General features: G+C 65.0%; 11 protein-coding genes and 1 pseudogene. 5 read left to right on the top strand and 7 right to left on the bottom strand.

The window, feature by feature from the left end:
- Positions 1–5: 5 nt before the first annotated feature.
- From PSQ39_RS12430 to PSQ39_RS12400, 6 genes and pseudogenes are all read right to left on the bottom strand, one after another.
- Positions 6–228: pseudogene (locus tag PSQ39_RS12430) on the bottom strand (hypothetical protein); the annotation flags it as partial.
- A 105-nt stretch (positions 229–333) separates the two neighbouring features.
- Entirely contained in the window at positions 334–738 is a 405-nt protein-coding gene (locus PSQ39_RS12425) for a hypothetical protein (protein WP_273927128.1), read from the bottom strand.
- Between the two features lie 6 nt (positions 739–744).
- Positions 745–5,307: an RHS repeat-associated core domain-containing protein gene (locus tag PSQ39_RS21735; protein ID WP_337961938.1), complete on the bottom strand. Its 4,563-nt coding sequence runs from the start codon at positions 5,305–5,307 to the stop codon at positions 745–747.
- Between the two features lie 66 nt (positions 5,308–5,373).
- Positions 5,374–5,928: a hypothetical protein gene (locus PSQ39_RS12410; RefSeq protein ID WP_273927127.1), complete on the bottom strand. Its 555-nt coding sequence runs from the start codon at positions 5,926–5,928 to the stop codon at positions 5,374–5,376.
- Positions 5,929–5,940: 12 nt separating this feature from the next.
- On the bottom strand, positions 5,941–8,280 hold the full coding sequence (locus tag PSQ39_RS12405; RefSeq protein WP_273927126.1) for a type VI secretion system Vgr family protein: 2,340 nt from the start codon (positions 8,278–8,280) through the stop codon (positions 5,941–5,943).
- A gap of 239 nt (positions 8,281–8,519) precedes the next feature.
- The gene (locus PSQ39_RS12400) at positions 8,520–9,476 is read right to left on the bottom strand and encodes a LysR family transcriptional regulator (RefSeq protein ID WP_273927125.1); all 957 of its coding nucleotides are present in this window, start codon (positions 9,474–9,476) and stop codon (positions 8,520–8,522) included.
- Between the two features lie 110 nt (positions 9,477–9,586).
- Between PSQ39_RS12400 and PSQ39_RS12395 the strand changes: the two genes are divergently transcribed.
- Positions 9,587–10,957, top strand: a complete 1,371-nt coding sequence (locus PSQ39_RS12395; RefSeq protein WP_273927124.1) for an aspartate aminotransferase family protein — start codon at positions 9,587–9,589, stop codon at positions 10,955–10,957.
- 168 nt (positions 10,958–11,125) lie between these two features.
- Complete coding sequence (locus tag PSQ39_RS12390; RefSeq protein ID WP_273927123.1) at positions 11,126–12,619, top strand: amidase; 1,494 nt, start codon at positions 11,126–11,128, stop codon at positions 12,617–12,619.
- Between the two features lie 124 nt (positions 12,620–12,743).
- On the opposite strand, the gene PSQ39_RS12385 is transcribed toward PSQ39_RS12390, so the two are convergent.
- Positions 12,744–13,535: an IclR family transcriptional regulator gene (locus tag PSQ39_RS12385; protein ID WP_273927122.1), complete on the bottom strand. Its 792-nt coding sequence runs from the start codon at positions 13,533–13,535 to the stop codon at positions 12,744–12,746.
- A gap of 164 nt (positions 13,536–13,699) precedes the next feature.
- Between PSQ39_RS12385 and PSQ39_RS12380 the strand changes: the two genes are divergently transcribed.
- Genes PSQ39_RS12380 through PSQ39_RS12370 form a run of 3 tightly spaced genes read left to right on the top strand, consistent with a single transcriptional unit; the run spans position 13,700 to position 16,638 of the window.
- Positions 13,700–14,656: an MBL fold metallo-hydrolase gene (locus PSQ39_RS12380; protein WP_273927121.1), complete on the top strand. Its 957-nt coding sequence runs from the start codon at positions 13,700–13,702 to the stop codon at positions 14,654–14,656.
- A 28-nt stretch (positions 14,657–14,684) separates the two neighbouring features.
- Entirely contained in the window at positions 14,685–16,361 is a 1,677-nt protein-coding gene (locus tag PSQ39_RS12375; protein ID WP_273927120.1) for an FAD-dependent oxidoreductase, read from the top strand.
- Positions 16,362–16,377: 16 nt separating this feature from the next.
- Complete coding sequence (locus PSQ39_RS12370) at positions 16,378–16,638, top strand: DUF2783 domain-containing protein (RefSeq protein WP_273927119.1); 261 nt, start codon at positions 16,378–16,380, stop codon at positions 16,636–16,638.
- Positions 16,639–16,660 lie beyond the last annotated feature (22 nt).

Here is a 16,660-nt window from a genome sequence, read left to right as displayed (position 1 = left end):
TACGGCTATGAGGGGCACGTCATTTTCATGCTCATTCGTTTAATTCGCCCCTGCCGACGGATTTGCCCCAAGGTTCGCATGCGCACCAAGTGGTAGGCCGCCATCGTCAACACAAACATTTGGCACACGCGTTGCACGTCACCTCAAGCATCAAACCCACTGCCTTGACCCCAAAATGCCTTGCTCGATGAGCTTTCGTTTCTTCTGTGATTGGGCATGGCCTGAGCTTTGGGTAGTTCTCCATTCCTCGAAAGAATCCATGATATTTTCAAGGGCAATAAAAGCAAAAATACAATTTGCACAGGAGATTCAAAAAGCAGGCCCACCAAGTTGTCACCGCCCACCCTTCTTTAAATACATATTATCTGGATAATCAAATGGATCATTCGAAAAAAATTCAACATATGCAGCTTTAGGAAGCCCATTCCTGGGGGCGCGACATCCGACGTACCAAATCCTCAACTGAACCCCCTTTCTGAGGGTGAATATACTTATATCTCCGCCGGCAGCGGAATAAGCAACTTCAACACCCTCGACATCAATAATTGCAATCTTGCGCTCATCTATGTTGTATAAAAATAAATTATTATTCTTTACTTCAAGGAAGTACCCTGCTGCATTTCTTTTTGGAACCTTCGTCTCCATGTCTGGGACCGGAAGGCTACATTTTGCAAACAAGGTGTCTGCACACGCAATCAAGCATGCTTGAATCAAAGCTCTAATTTTAATATTCAACATGCCAGCCTATTGCCTCATTGCCCCTGTTCGCCCACCATTTGGCATGGATCCATTTCTAATATAACCAATGCTGGCTTTGGGGTTTGATTTTAAAAAATCTTCAGACTTCTCACACAGTTTGATCACATCTTCATTTTGAGCGCGTGTACATCCAAGAGTAGGATTCCAACCTTGGCGGGCAGCAAAAGGATCCTTTAGACCGGTTCCCCCACCATGAATCCAGCGTGATCTTTCATCAGTCGTCCTCCATTTTGCTGGACCAAATGCCTTATTGGAATTCGGATATTCGCAATATGTGAAACTCCCTGAAAATGGCCCCGTAACTCCACTTGCTGCATTTTTTGTCACAAGACTGCTCGTTTCCATTTCAATAATTGATCGGCCATTCGAATCCAGCATGATCGTGTATCCGTCAGTCATGTTGGTATAAACCAATGCATTTCCGGCTCCATTCCCCACAGCATCTAGTCCCAGTGGATCTGTCCACTGCAAAGGATTGGTTGAGGCATATTGGTATAAATGCACCCCGCCCTGAAGCCCCACCGGATCCTGCGTCACATACCTCCCCACCCGAGGTATGTAATACCGATACCGGTTGTAAAACAATCCCGTCTCCTGATCCCGCTGCTGGCCTTGCATCCTGATGGGCTGGTCGATGTTGTACGGGTTGTATTCACTCTTCATCAAACCCCAGGGGTCGAACTCGGCATGCCAGATGATCTTGGCGGTCTCGACATCGATCAATGCCAGCGGCGTGCCCAGGTGGTTGCAGTGGTAGAAGGCCTTGGCCTGGTGGGTCTTTTGCTGCTGGCTGCCGTCTGCGTTGCTGGTTCTTTGGTGGGTGGTGTCGATTCTGATCATCGGCACGAAGCTGTCGGGCTCGTACAGCGTGCTGCTGGTCCGTTCGTCGGTTTGGGTGCTTGTTTGGGTCGTGGTGGTGGTCGTTGACTGGGTCGTGACCAGTCGGTCCCCATCCCAGCCGTACCAGGTGGCTTTCAAGATTTGGCTTGGCCCGTCTGGCGTTGGCCGCACGCTGCGCTTGTTGTAGCGCCTGCCCAGGGCGTCGTATTCGTAATACACCTCGGTGTACTGCTCGTGCTCGGGGGCTTGGGGGTTGTAGCTTCGGCTGGCGCGCAGTTTGTGCAGGCCGTCGTAGCGCAGCAGGGTTTCTTGGCCGTTGGCGTGGCTGATGCGGGCCATGTTGCCCCAGGCGTCGTACTCGTAGCAGTGGCCTTGTTCGTCTCGGGTGATGCGGTTGTTGGGCACGCTTGGCGTGTTGACGCGGGGCTCGGGCAGTCGGTTGCCTGCCGCATCAAAGTGCCACGCTTGCGCTGAGCCCGGCACGGGGGTGCTGGAGTGGGGTGGGATGCCAAAGAGTTCAAGGCCGGGGGCTTCTCGGTGCTGGCGGTCTTGCGCATGCACCAGGCGGTGGGCCAGGTCGTAGGTGTAATGGGTTTTGAGTCGGCCGGGTTGTTCGATGGCGCTGAGCTGGCCGATGGCGTCGTATTCGTAGGACCGGCTCAGGCCGCCGCCGGTGGGTTCGGCGGTGTGGGGGGAGGGGTTGCCGTGCAGGTTTGAACCAGGCCCGCCAAAGACTTCCGCACGCACCAGCCGGCCCATGGCGTCGTGGCGTTGGTGCACCTGAACGGCCTGGGTTGGGCCGGCTGCGCTGAGGAGTTTCCTGCTGATCTCCCGGTGCACGGCGTTGCGCTCGATGTCGATCAGGGGCTCTTTGTTGAGCAGGATCTGGTGCACGTGCCCGCTGCCGTAGCTCAGGTAGTCCACCTCCCCGGCCAAGGGGTAGTGGCTGGCGCTGCGCTGGCCCAGTTCGTCGTAGCGGTGTTGCACGCTGTGGGTGTGCAGCGCAGGGCTGTCCGCACTTCGCCCTGCGATGTGGAGGCTCTCACCGGTGATGCGGCCCAGTGCGTCGCGCTGGAGGCGGACGCTGGCGCTGGGGGTGTTGGCTTCGATGAGTTGGCCGGCCTCGTCATAGGCAAAGTGGTGTTGCACGCGCTCAAACAGGTGCTTGGCTTCGGTGCCGCCAAGCTGCGCGGCTTGTCGGCCTGGCGGCTTGCCCAGGGGCACGGCAGCCACGGTGCGGGTGTGCAGGCGGTTGCCCGGGGTGTAGGTGTATTCGGTGCTCAGGGTGGGCGCGTCTGGGTGGGCGCTGGCGCTGTCATGGGCTTGGAGCAGCAGGCCAATGGCGTTGTATTCGTAGCGCTGGGTGCGCCCGTCAAAGCCTGTTTCTTCGATCAGGCGGTCCAGCTTGTCGTAGCCAAAGCGCGTGTGGGCACCGTTTTCGTTGGTGAGCTGGGTCAGCCGCCCCGCCACGTCGTATTGGTAGCCCAGGGTGTGCGGTGGCGGCGTGAAGCGCACGCCGTTTTGCACGCTGGCACCTCGGGTGGTGCTGCGGGTGACGCGCCCATGGCGGTCGCGCTCGAACTCGGTGACTTGGCCCTGGGCGTCTTTGATCCAGCACAGCTGGTCTTGGGCGTTGTAGCCACAGTGCAGCTGGGTGGGCTGACTGGGCTGGTTGGCCTGGCTGTGTTGGCTGGGCTGGCCGCGCTGGGGAGGGCTGTGGTCGGGGTAGGTGATGGTGGTGACCCGGCCCAGCGCATCTCGGGTGTAGCGCAGCGTCTGGCCCAGAGCGTTGGTCACGGCCGTGACTTCGCCCCAGGCGTTGTAGGCGTAGCGGGTGGTTTGCCGGGAGCAGTCGGTGTCACTTTGCAGCTGCCCGTAGGCGGTCCAGGCCAGGGTCTTGACGCCGCCTTTGGCGTCGGTGATGCGGATGGGGTGTTCGGCGATCAGGGCCTGTGGGTTGGCCGGGTGGTTTGCCTGAGGGTCCGTGGCACGGGGGTCGGGGTAGCTGTACGTCGTGCTGTGGCCCAAGGGGTCGGTGACGCGGGTCTGGCGCCCGTAGCGGTCGTATTCAAAGCGGGTGGTTTGCCCGTCGGGGCCGCTCAGGCTGATCAAGTTGTTGCCTTGCCAGCGCATGTGGGTTTGGCTGCCGTCCGGGGCCGTGACTTGGGTGACCTTGCCTTGGGCGTCGCGTTGGTAGCGGCTGTATTGGCCCAAGGGGTTGCGCTCTTGCACCAAGTGCCCGTCCAGCGTGTAGGCATAGTCGGTGCGCTGGCCCAGTGCGTCGATCAGGTGGGTCAGTCTTTGGCGTCCACCGCTGCCGGTGAAGCCGTAGGTGGTGCGGCGCCCCAGGCTGTCGGTCACCACGGTTTGGCTGGCTTGGTAGTCAAACTGGAAGCTCAAGCCGTCTTCGATGGCGTGGTGCACCACTTTGGCTGCCGGGTCGGCACTGGCATAGGTGTAGCGGGCCCAGGGCCCGCCCAGCACGCGGTGGCGGGTGATGCGGTGCTGTGCGTCGTATTCAAAGGTGCGGGTGCTTCGGCCATGGCGGTCGGTGACTTGGCACAGGTCTCCCCCTTGGTATTGGTAGCTGACCAGGGTGGTGGCGTTGAGTTGGACGGCGCTCAGCCGCCAGCAGTTGTCGTCGGGGGTGGGCTTTTTGGCGAGCCAGGGGAGCTGGGTGTAGACCAACTCGCAGCAGCGGTCGTGCGGGTCTTCGATGCGCAGCAAGCTGCCGTGGGGCAGGTCTTTGGGGATGCTTTTGTCGGTGAAGACGCGTTGGATGTAGCGGTGGTAGGTCTGCTGGCGGCCCAAGATGTCGCGGATGGCGATCAGCCGCCAGGCGGTGTTGTCGTGGGGCTCCAAGTCCAAGGCGGCGAAGAGGAAGACGGTGCGGTCTTCGGTGGCAGCGAGCAGGTAGTGGGGGTCGGTTTTCCACTGCGCTGGGATGTGGCTCCACTGGTCTTGCTGGGCCCAAGGGAGGGGCTGGGTCTTGGCTTGGGGGCTGGCCTTGGCTTGGGATTGGGCGGAGCTGCCCGGCTTGGGGGTGGTGGTGGTGGTGGTGGTGGTGGCAGCATCAACCAGCCCCCCCCCGCGCATGAGTGTGAAGCCTTCACTCAGCGAGTGGATTTGCGCGCCAGGCGCCAGTGCGGCAAAGGTGATGACGCGGTTTTTGCTGTCAAACAGGCGCGTGTGCTGGGCGTCCAGCGTGAGGTGCATCTCAAAGGGCAGTCGCCAGCCGTAGCCCAGGAGGCCCGCGACCTGGCCTGCGGGGCCGACGTAGGAGCTGTAGTGCCGTTGCCAGGCCACGCTGTGGGCACCGGGCAGGGCAAAGTCCAGGTCCTCGGGGCCGAACAAGACTTTGGCCCCCAACAAGGGGTTGACGGGCTTGCCCACCGCCACGCCCCCCGGGCAGACCGAGCAGGCTTTGCCGTCTGAGCCGTCGCCAATGAAGACGTTGCCGCTGCCCGAGATGATGACTTGGCCGCAAGCGACTTTGTCATCCACGCGCGCGGCGGCTTGGCCGTTGATCTTGACGGAGCCAGAGCCTTCGATGATGGCCTCGGGGGTCTTCCTGTGTTTGGACTTGTCGCCCATGCGCGCGGCCGGCAGGCCGTTGATGAGCACGTTGGGGCTGCCCTCCAGGATGGGCGCGGGCGCCTCGCCCTTGTGCTTGGCGATGTCGCCTTGGCGGGCGGCGGGTTGGGCCATGGGGGCGCTCCTTGGCGTGGACGGGGTGTGGTGCTGGGGCTGGTGGGCGACGGGTGCCGGCGTGGTTCAGGCCGGCGTGGCTTGCAGGTGCTGCCAAGGCGAAATGCGAACGATGTGCAGGCTGAGCAAGCCTTGCTCAAACACGCCTGTGACGCCCCATTGCTGCTGGGCGTCGGCTTGCAGGGAGAAGCAGGCCATGCAGGGGCTCAGCATGGATTGGCTGGTGTCTGCGCCCAGCGCAAGCAGCAGCTTTTCTGGGGTGAGCTGGGCCGGGGCCACCTTGCCGGGCCAAGGACCGCACCAGACCGCTGAGGATGGGTGCTGGGCAATCAGGTGGATGGCGTGCAGGCCCCAGTGTTTGCGGCTGCTGTGCACGCCGGCGCTGTCGACATGGTCTTGGCGCTGGGCTTGCAGGATCAGTTGCGCCCCATGGGGATGGAGCCTGAGCTCATCACCTGCGGCGTTTTGCATTTGCTGGAGCAGGTCCTTTGCGTCACGGCTGAAGAGCTTGGGCGCGCTGCGCCACAGTGCTTGGCTCAGTTGCGTTGCGGTGCTGAGTTGGCCCAAGTGCTGCAACCAACTCGTTGGGAGCAAGGGGGCCAGGTGGTGTGCGGTGTTCATGGGCGGCCACCATCAGGGGTTGATCTGAATGAGGGGCGACTTGAGCTCAATCGAGCCCGGCGTCATGACGATGGTGGAGCCGCCGCAAGTGAGTTTTAAAGTGCCTGCGGCGACCAGTTCGATCTCGGGCGCTTCGCCTTTGATCTTGGCCCCGGCCTTGGTTTCGGCGTTGGTGCCTACATCTGTCTTGCTGTTGGCGGCCACTTTGAGGCTGTGGTCCGCCCCTACCGTGACGCTTTGATTGGCTCCGACTTGGGTGGTCTCGTCGACCCCGGTGTTGCGCGTCCAGTTCATGCCCACGGTGTCCATGCGGAGCATGCCGACGTTGCTCATCATGACGGCCCCCACGTTGAGGTTGTAGGCCACACCGATGTTGACCATCTTGCACACCCCCGTGGTCTGCGTGTAGCCCAGGCCCACGTTCTCGGTTTTCATCTTGCCGGTGGTGACGCTCCAGTTGGCGCCGATGGTGTCGCTTTCATTCACCCCCACTTGCTTGCTGCGGTTCACGCCAATGCTCACGCTTTCGTTCAGGCCAACGGTGCGCGTGCGGCTTTTGTGAACTGTCAGGGTTTGGTCCAGATCGATGGTTTGGGTGTCGTTCTGGTGCACCGTTTCGCTCTGGTCCAGGTCCACGGTCTCCGTGCGCTTGCCGTGCACGGTGATGGTTTCGTCGATGTCAACGGTCTCGGTGCGGTTCTTGTGGATGGTGCTGGTCTCGTTGCCATCCACTGTTTTGCGCCGGTCATTGCCCACCCACTTGTCCTCGTCGTGTTCAACCTCGGTGAGTTGGTCTTTTTGCGCGTGCACCCACAGTTGTTCCTGGCCCTTCTTGTCTTCAAAGCGCAGCACGTTGCACTCGCCCACGCCGTCTTTGAGGCCTGGGCCCGGCGTGCCGCCCACGGTGCTCTTGGTCTTCACGCCGCTTTGCGTCATGTTGGCCGGCAGCTCCCACGGCGGCATGTTCAGCGCGTTGTAGACCCGCCCGGTGACGATGGGCTTGTCGGGGTCTCCGTTCTCAAAGTCCACAATCACCTCTTGGCCCACGCGCGGGATGGCGATGCCGCCAAACTGGTTGCCCGCCCAGGGGCTGGAGACCCGCACCCAGCAGGAGCTGTTTTGGTCTTTGCTGCAGTAGCGGTTCCAGTGGAAGCTCAGCTTCACCCGACTGTATGGATCAGTGAAGATTTCCTCACCCGGGGGGCCGGTGACGATGGCCGTCTGGGGGCCGGTGGTCAGGGGCTTGGGCTGGGTTTGCGGGCTGCGGAAGGTGTTGCGTGCGGGTTGCAGTTCGAACTGGCAGTGGCAGCTCCAGCCTTCTTCGCCGGCGGCGTGGCTGTTCTCGCGCAGCGACAGGGTGCTGGCGATGACGAGGTAGCTTTGGTTGGCGGCCTGGTGGGGGTGCTTGTCCAGGGTGAAGGTGTGGCCGCAGGCGACGCCGCGCAGGTTGCCCATGCCGCTGGCGCGTTGGCCGGGAGCGCCGGCTTCTTCCAGGCGGGTGCGGGCCAGGTCGCGGCCTTCGTCGGCCACCACGTAGTCGCCGGGCCAGTGGTAGCGCTCCAAGTCTTCGTGGCCGGTTTGGCGCGGCATTTTGATTTTTTGCTGCAGCCGAGCGCGGGGCTTCTCGAAGTCAAAGTCGTCGGTGACCCAGACACCGCTTTGCAGGCCTTCGTGGGTTTGGAACTGGCTGCAGTACTCTTCGTCGATCTTGGCGCTGGGGCCGTAGTAGTTGATGTGGGCGTAGACGCCTGGGCAGGGCAGGTGGGCGCCGGCGTCGTCCACGAGGATGAGTTTGTGCTTGCCGCCTTCGTGCTCCCAGAAGTAGTAAATGCCCCATTCCTGCCAGAGCCGGCTGAGGAAGGCGAAGTCGGTTTCGCCGTACTGGACCTGGAAGGTGCGCGGGGGGTAGCTTTGGCTCAGGCGCAGTTCCAGGAGGTAGGGGTAGTCGGCCAACACTTCTTGGGTGATGTCGACGACGGTTTTGTGCTGGAAGATTTTGTGGTCGCTGGTGCGGGTGGCCAGGACCAGCCAGGGCTGCAGGGTGACTTGGTAGAGGCTGCGGCGGTTTTCGGCGTGCAGGAAGCGGGCGCTGGTGACGAGGGCGTTGATCTGGCGGGTGCCGCCACCGTCGACTTCGAGGGTGAGGCCGGCTTCTTTGCCGACCATTTGTTTGTAGGGGAGGTTGGCGGAGACGAAGGCGGTGAGGTCGGGGGAGTCGGGGGTTTGGAGGGTGACGGTGTAGAGGAAGAGCTCGCCCAGGGCTTCGTGGCCGTGCACGCTTTTGACTTCGAAAGCGGGGCTGCCTTTGAGGTTCAGGGAGACGGCCGACCAGTAGCTGAGGTTGCGGGGCATGCGGGCTCCTGTTCGAAAACGGCGCAAAACAAGGGTTGAAAACCCGTTGGGTTGCCGTTTTTAGCAGTGCAGGCGCAGCGTCCACAACCTGCGGCGGAGCTGGCGAGGTTAACTGGCCCGGCTCGGTGGGTGGGCGGCAAAGCGCGGCCGTGGGCGCAACCCATGGGCGTGCGCCAAGCCTCGCGGCACAGCGGCGTGCAGGGCCGTGTTCAGGCGACTCGCCGAGAGGCCCAGGGATGTCAGCTCACCCTTTGGTGCGCCTTCACCAGACACTCATAAAAACACTGCGCAGCCCGCCCCGGTTGCGGCGAGCGCCGCAGCAGGCTGACGAACTGGCAGCTGTACTGCAGGCGTTCGGGCGCCAGGGCCTGCATCAGGCCGCGCCGCTCGAAGGCCTCGGCGTAGTGGTCGGGCAAAAAGCCCAGGTAGCGGCCCGACAGGATCAAGGTGGCGATGGCCTCCTGGTCAAAGCCGGTGGCGCTGCGCGTGAGCTGGGCCTGGTGGCTCAGTGCCATGTTGGGCGAGTGGTAGCCCAGGCCGGCAAACGGCCATTGGCGCAGCGCGTCCCAGTCCAGTTCGTGGTGTGGCTGGCCAAACAAGGGGTGGCGCTGGCCGCAGTAGAGCTGCATGGTTTCGCCAAACAGGTCGGCGTAGAGCAGGCTGGGTGAGTTGCGGTGTGCCGGGATCACGCCCACCTGCCAGCGCCCGTCGATGATGCCGCGTTCAATCGTGTTGATCGAGGCCACATGCAGCACCAGTTTGACCTCGGGCGCTTGCTCGGCAAACAGCGCAATCGCTTCGTGGATGCGCGCGCGCGGGTTGCTGGCGGTTTTGTCGAACAAGGCCAGCTCCAACTGGCCGCCCATGCGCTGGTGGATGTCGTCCACACTGGCGCGAAAGCCGTCCACGGCGGCCAGCAGGCGCAGCGTTTCTTCGTACACGCGCTGGCCTTCGCCGGTCAGCGCAAAACCAGCCCGGCCGCGCCGGCACAGCACCAAGCCCAGGCGGGTTTCCAGGTCTTTGACGTGGCGGCTCACGGTGGAGCTGCCGATGTTCAGCTCCAGCTCGGCAGCGGACATGCCGCCGCACTCCACCACGGTCTTGAAGACCTGCAGCAGGCGCATGTCCATGTCGCTGAGTTGGCCCAGGATGGCGCGGTTTTTGGCAGGGCGGGTGGGGGAAGGTGTTACTTGCATAAAGTGCGAAGTAAGTATTGATATTGAGCTATTTTCAAGAATAACCAGCGCATGAAGAATGAACAAGTTCTTTCACCTGATCGCTGCGTTTGTCGCGCAGCCTGACCGCCATGACCCTCCTCACCGCTGACACTGCCGCGCCGGCTCCGGCCTCTGAATCTGGGGTGCGCACCGACGCCGCTTGGCTGGACGCGCACTGGATGCCTTACACCGGCAACCGCAACTTCAAGGCCAACCCGCGCATGATCGTGGAGGCCAAGGGGGCTTACTTCACCGACGCCGATGGGCGCAAAATTTTTGACGGTCTGTCGGGCCTGTGGTGCACCGGCCTGGGCCACAGCCACCCCGCCATCAACGAGGCGGTCAGCCGCCAGATCGCCAAGCTCGACTACGCTCCGGCCTTCCAACACGGCCACCCGGGCAGCTTCGCACTGGCCAACCGCCTCAAAGAGCTGACCCCCGCCGGCCTGGACTACGTGTTCTTCACGGGTTCGGGTTCCGAGTCGGCCGACACCTCGCTGAAGATGGCGCGCGCCTACTGGCGTGCCAAGGGCCAGGCCAGCAAGACGCGCCTGATCGGGCGTGAAAAGGGCTACCACGGCGTGAACTTCGGTGGCATCTCGGTGGGCGGCATTGGCGCCAACCGCAAGTTGTTTGGCCAAGGCGTGGAAGCCGACCACCTGCCGCACACCCAGCCCCCGGCGGGCTCGTTCTACAAGGGCATGCCGCCGACCGGCGCCGAACTGGCCGACCGCCTGCTGGACCTGATCACGCTGCACGACGCGTCCAACATCGCCGCCGTCATCGTCGAACCCTTCTCGGGCTCGGCTGGCGTGGTGATCCCGCCCGTGGGCTACCTGAAGCGCCTGCGTGACATCTGCACCGCGCACAACATCCTGTTGATTTTTGACGAGGTCATCACCGGCTTTGGCCGTGCCGGGGCCTTCACCGGCGCCGAGGCCTTTGGCGTCACGCCCGACATCCTCAACTGCGCCAAGCAAATCACCAACGGCGTGCAGCCCTTGGGCGCGGTGCTGGCCAGCAAAGAGATCTACGACACCTTCATGTCGGTCGGCGGTCCCGACTACATGCTGGAGTTCCCGCACGGCTACACCTACTCGGCCCACCCGGTGGCTTGCGCCGCCGGCCTGGCTGCACTCGATGTGCTGCAAAAGGAAGACATGATCGGCCGCGTGCGCGCGCTGGCCCCGTACTTCGAGACCGCCGTGCACAGCCTGCGTGGCGCCAAGCATGTGCTGGACATCCGCAACTACGGCCTGGCCGCCGGCATCACCCTGGCCCCCGTGCCCGGCGAGCCCGCCAAGCGCCCCTACGAAGTGGCCATGGCGTGCTGGAAGAAGGGCTTCTACGTGCGCTACGGTGGCGACACCATCCAGCTGGCGCCGCCCTTCATCTCCGAGCCTGCCGAGATCGACCGCCTGATCAACGCCCTGGGCGACGCGCTGGCCGAAACCGCCTGAGGGCGCTGAACCAGGGTGGCCGGGCCTCAGGGCCTGGCACCTGGGTTCCCCCGCTTGGGGGGCGCTCGGTGCGGCGGGTCCGATGGCGCTGCGCGGACCGGGCGGCACGGCCCTGGCCCCCGGGTTGGCCCGGCTGCCCGGGCCTGGGTCTTTGATTAAGCTGCCCCCATGAGTTCTTCGCCTGTTGAGCGCGCCGCGTCGGCGCCATCCCCCGCTTCTTCCCCCCTCAATGACCTGGTGCAGCTCAACGCTGTCGCCCTGTCGCGGGCCATTCACCAGCGTGAGGTCTCATGCCTGGAGGTGCTGGACGCCTTTCAGGCTCAGATCGCACACCACAACCCCCGCGTCAACGCCTTGGTGGCGCTGGCCGACCCGGAGCCGCTGCGCGACCTGGCGCGCGAGCGCGATGCCCAACTGGCCCGCGGCCAGAGCCTGGGCGTGCTGCACGGCTTTCCGCAGGCGCCCAAGGACATTGCCCCGGTCGAGGGCCTGATCACCACGCGTGGCTCGCCGCTGTTCAAAGGCCAGCGCACGCGCCTCGACGCACAGGTGTTCGAGCGCATGCGCGCTGCGGGCGCCTTGTTCATTGGGCGCAGCAACTCGCCCGAATTTGGCCTGGGTGGCCACACCTACAACCCGGTCTACGGCATCACCCGCAATGCCTTCGACCCCAGCCGCTCGGCGGGGGGCAGCAGCGGCGGCGCCGGCGTGGCCGTGGCCTTGAACATGCTGCCGCTGGCCGATGGCTCGGACATGATGGGCTCGCTGCGCACGCCCGCGGCGTTCAACCATGTGTTTGGGTTTCGGCCCTCGGTGGGCTGCGTGCCGCAAGGCCCGGCCGACGAAGTGTTTTTCCAGCAGTTCGGCGTCAGCGGGCCCATGGCCCGCAACGTGCCCGACCTGGGCCTCTTGCTGTCGGTGCAAGCCGGCTTTGATGCGCGCCAGCCGCTGACCCGCCAGCAAGACCCCCGCGTCTACGCCGGCCCCTTGGGACGCGACTTCCAGGGCACGCGCATCGGCTGGCTGGGCGACTTGGGTGGCCACCTGGCCACCGAGCCCGGCGTGCTGCCGCTGTGCGAGCAGGCGCTGCGCCACTTTGACAGCCTGGGCTGCACGGTCGAAGCGGTGCGCCCACAGGCCGACCTGGAGCGCGTCTGGATGGCCTGGCTGGACCTGCGCGCCTTTCAGATGGCGGGCAACTACGCCGTGCTCTACCACGACCCGGCACGCCGCGCCCAACTCAAGCCCGAGGCGGTGTGGGAGATCGAGCGCGGCCTGGCCCTCAGTGGCCAGGACGTGTTCCGCGCTGCCAGCGTGCGCAGCCACTGGTACCAGGCGCTGCGCAGCCTGTTCGAGCAGGTCGACTACCTGGTGCTGCCCACGGCCCAGGTCTTCCCCTTCGAGGCCGAGCAGCACTGGCCGGCCGAGGTGGGCGGGCGCGCCATGGACACCTACCACCGCTGGATGGAGGTGGTGATCGCCGCCACCCTGGCGGGCCTGCCCGCGCTCAGCGTGCCCGCCGGTCTGGGCGGCCCCGAAGGCCGCTGGCCTGTGGGGCTGCAACTCATCGGTCCCACCCAGGCCGACCTGGCTGTGCTGCAGCTGGGCCACGCCTATGACCAGGTGGGTGGGTTCTCCAAGGTGCGCAGCCCCTGGCTTTGAGGGTCCGTGAGGGCGGGTGAGGGGGGGGAGAGGGGGACGCACGGGGGCGCTGCCCTTGCCCCTGCACGGCCCCCACGCGCCCAGCAGACTCTGCCAGTGCCGCCACAGCGGGGCAGGTGCTGGGTTATTGGTGAGTCTTGGCGCGCGGCGCCCCCAGGCGCTGGGACAGCTGGCGGCCGCAGTCGCGCAGCAGGCTGGCGCTGGGGCCGTCCGGGCGCAGGTCCAGGGTGGCGCTGGGGCCGATGGCGGCCAGGGCCAGCACCAACTGGCCAAAGCCGTCGAACACCGGCACGGCCAGGGCGCTGACGCCTTCAATCAACTGCCGGTCCACCACCGCCAACTGCTGGGCCCTCACTTCGGCCAACTCGGCCTGGAACACCGGGTCTTCCAAGGCCCCCGCGTGGCCGTCCAGGCGCAGGGCCTCGGCCACCGGCTCGGCCGGGTGAAAGGCCGCAAACACCTTGCCTGAGGCGGTGTGCCGCACCGAGGCCGTGGTGCCGTGGCGCATGGCCACATGCACGGGCGTGGGTGCTTCTTCGACCCGGATGATGGTCGGCCCGCGCGTGCCCCAGACCGAGGCCGACACGGTGTGGCCCAGGCGCAGGGCCAGGGCCGGCAACTCGGCAATCGCCAGCCGCACCGGGTCCACCTGCTGCAGGCTGATCAGGCCCAGCTGCAGGGCCAGCGGGCCCAGGCCGTAGTGGCCGCTGACGGGGTCTTGCTCGATCAGGCCCAGCTTGCCAAAGCTCACCAGGTAGGGGTGGGCCTTGGCGGGCGTCATGTCAGCCTCGCGGGCCAGGTCTTTCAGCGCCATGGGGCGGCCGGTGTGGGCCAGCGCCTTCAGCAACTGGCCGCCCACCTCCACGCTCTGGATGCCGCGCGGGGCGCGCGCGGCGCTGTCTTCTGCTTTGCTCATGGGCCCGATTGTCCCTGCTCTGCGCGCCGGGCTGGGGGTGGGTTTAGGGTTTTTACCTAATCAAATGAGTTCGACATAGACGAATTTTTTGCCTAACATCAAAGAATTCCGTTTAGGTGAATTCATTCGCCTATGTTGAACAACCAACCCACTGCGAGCCCACCATGAGCACCAAGACCTTTGCCTCCGCCGCCGACCTGGAAGTCAAGAAAGTCAGCTTCGACAAGCTGTCCGAGCACGCCTACGCCTACACCGCCGAGGGCGACCCCAACACCGGCATCATCATTGGCGACGACGCGGTGATGGTCATCGACACCCAGGCCACGCCGGTGATGGCGCAGGACGTGATCCGCCGCATCCGCGAAGTCACCGACAAGCCCATCAAGTACGTGCTGCTGAGCCACTACCACGCGGTGCGCGTGCTGGGCGCCAGCGCTTACGGGGCTGAGCACATCATCGCCAGCGAAGACACGCGCGACCTGATCGTGGAGCGCGGCCAGTTCGACAAGGACAGCGAGATCGGCCGCTTCCCGCGCCTGTTCCAGAACGTGGAGAGCGTGCCCGAAGGCCTGACCTGGCCCACCATGACCTTCAACAAGAAGATGACCCTGTGGCTGGGCAGTGTCGAAGTGCAGATCCTGCAACTGGGCCGCGGCCACACCAAGGGCGACACCGTCGCCTGGCTGCCGCAAGAAAAAATCCTGTTCTCGGGCGACCTGGTCGAGTTCGACGCCACCCCGTATGCGGGCGACGCCTACTTCAAGGACTGGCCGCAAACCCTGGACAACCTGGCCGCCCTGAAGCCTGAAAAACTGGTGCCCGGCCGGGGCGCGGCCCTGCAAACCCCGGAGCAGGTGCAAGCCGGCCTGGCGGGCACGCGTGCCTTCATCAGCGACGTGTACGAAAGCGTCAAGGCTGGTGCCGCCGCAGGCCAGGACCTGCGCAAGGTCTATGAAGAGACCTTTGCCAAGCTCAGCCCCAAGTACGGTCACTGGGTCATCTTCAACCACTGCATGCCCTTTGACGTGACGCGGGCCTACGACGAAGCCACCCAATACACCGACCCGCGCATCTGGACCGCCGAGCGCGACATCCAGATGTGGAAGGCCCTGGAAGGCTGAGCCCGTTCGAGGTGAGGAGACACGCCCCATGAAACCCCAAGACATTCCCTTCGATGCCCTGCGCGGCACCGGGCCTGAGGTGCAGGCCATCCAGTTCCCCTACCGGCGCAGCGCCGACCAGGACCAGGCCACGCCAGCGCGCCACCCCGTGGTGGTGGTGGGCGCCGGCCCGGCAGGTCTGAGCCTGGCCATCGACCTGGCCCAGCGCGGCCAGCCCGTGGTGGTGCTGGACAACGATTACCGCTTGTCCATCGGCTCGCGCGCCATCTGCTTTGCCAAGCGCACCCTGGAGATCTGGGACCGCCTGGGCGTGGGCCAGCGCATGGTGGACAAGGGCGTGTCCTGGAACCTGGGCAAGGTCTTCTTCCATGACCAGCAGGTCTACCAGTTCAACCTGCTGCCCGAGGACGGGCACGAGCGCCCGGCTTTCATCAACCTGCAGCAGTACTACGCCGAGGCCTACTTGGTTGAGCGCGCCCTGCAACTGCCGCTGATCGACATCCGCTGGCACAGCCAGGTCAAGGCCGTCACGCCGCGCGCCGACGGCGCCCTGGTCGAGGTCGACACCCCCGACGGCCCCTACCCGCTGGAAGCGGACTGGCTGATCGCCTGCGACGGCTCGCGCTCGCCAGTTCGCGCCATGCTGGGCCTGGAGAGCAAGGGCCGCATCTTCCAGGACCGCTTCCTGATCGCCGACGTGAAGATGCAGGCCGACTTCCCGACCGAGCGCTGGTTCTGGTTCGATCCGCCCTTCCACCCCAACCAGAGCGTGCTGCTGCACCGTCAGCCCGACAACGTCTGGCGCATCGACTTCCAGCTCGGCTGGGACGCCGACCCCGAGGTCGAGAAGCGGCCTGAAAACATCCTGCCCCGCGTCAAGGCCTTGCTGGGGCATGACGCCGAGTTCGAGTTGGAGTGGGCCAGCGTCTACACCTTCGCCTGCCTGCGCATGGACCGCTTTGTGCACGGCCGCGTGGTGTTTGCCGGCGACAGCGCGCACGGCGTGTCGCCGTTCGGTGCGCGCGGCGCCAACAGCGGCGTGCAAGACAGCGAGAACCTGGCCTGGAAGCTGGACTGGGTGCTCAAGGGCCGCGCCGGCGCCGAGCTGCTGGCCAGCTACGGCCCGGAGCGCGAGTACGCGGCGGACGAGAACATCCGCAACTCGACCCGCGCCACCGACTTCATCACGCCCAAGAGCGAGATCAGCCGCCTGTTCCGCGACGCCGCCCTGGACCTGGCGCGCGAGCACGACTTTGCGCGCCGCATCGTCAACAGCGGGCGCCTGTCGGTGCCGGCCACCTTGCATGAATCGGCGCTCAACACGCCCGACGCCGACCACGGCACGGACGCCTTTGACGCGCCGCGCCAGGTGCCCGGGGCCGTGTTGCTCGACGCCCCGGTGCAGCGCGCCGGCCAGCCGGGCTGGCTGCTGCGCGAGCTGGGGCCTGACTTCACCCTGTTGTGCTTCGGCCCGGTGCCCGCCTGGGCGGCAGGGCTGCCCCATGTGCAGGCCCTGTCGGTGGGCGGTGAGCTGGTGGACGCCCAAGGCCTGGTCACCCAGCGCCTGGACGGCCGCCCCGGCAGTGCCTACCTGGTCCGCCCCGACCAACATGTGTGCGCGCGCTGGCGCCACCCCACCGAAGCCAGCGTGCTCGCCGCGCTGGCCCGCGCCACGGCGCGTCAAGACGCCCCTGTGGCGGCCTGAACCGGAGACCCAGAGCATGCTCAACACCCAAGCCAACCTGATCGCTTGTGACGACTTCTACGAGAGCCTGATCCAGGCCCACCATGGCCTGTCCACCGCGCAAAGCCATGCCATGAACGCCCGCCTGGTGCTGCTGCTGGCCAACCACATCGGCGACACCGCCGTGCTGCAGCAGGCCTTGCAACTGGCCCGCGGCTCGGCGCCAGCCGCCTCGGAGGCCACGGCCGCCGAGCGCGCGGCCATCACGCCGGTGGCCCCGGTCCACGCCGAGGCCTGAGCGCCTCTTCCGGCAGCGCCCT

It is taken from the genome of Curvibacter microcysteis, from assembly GCF_028649455.1.
Lineage (GTDB): Bacteria > Pseudomonadota > Gammaproteobacteria > Burkholderiales > Burkholderiaceae_C > Curvibacter > Curvibacter microcysteis.
The sequence above is the reverse complement of the archived record's forward strand: the minus strand, read 5'-3'. Positions and strand labels throughout refer to the sequence as shown.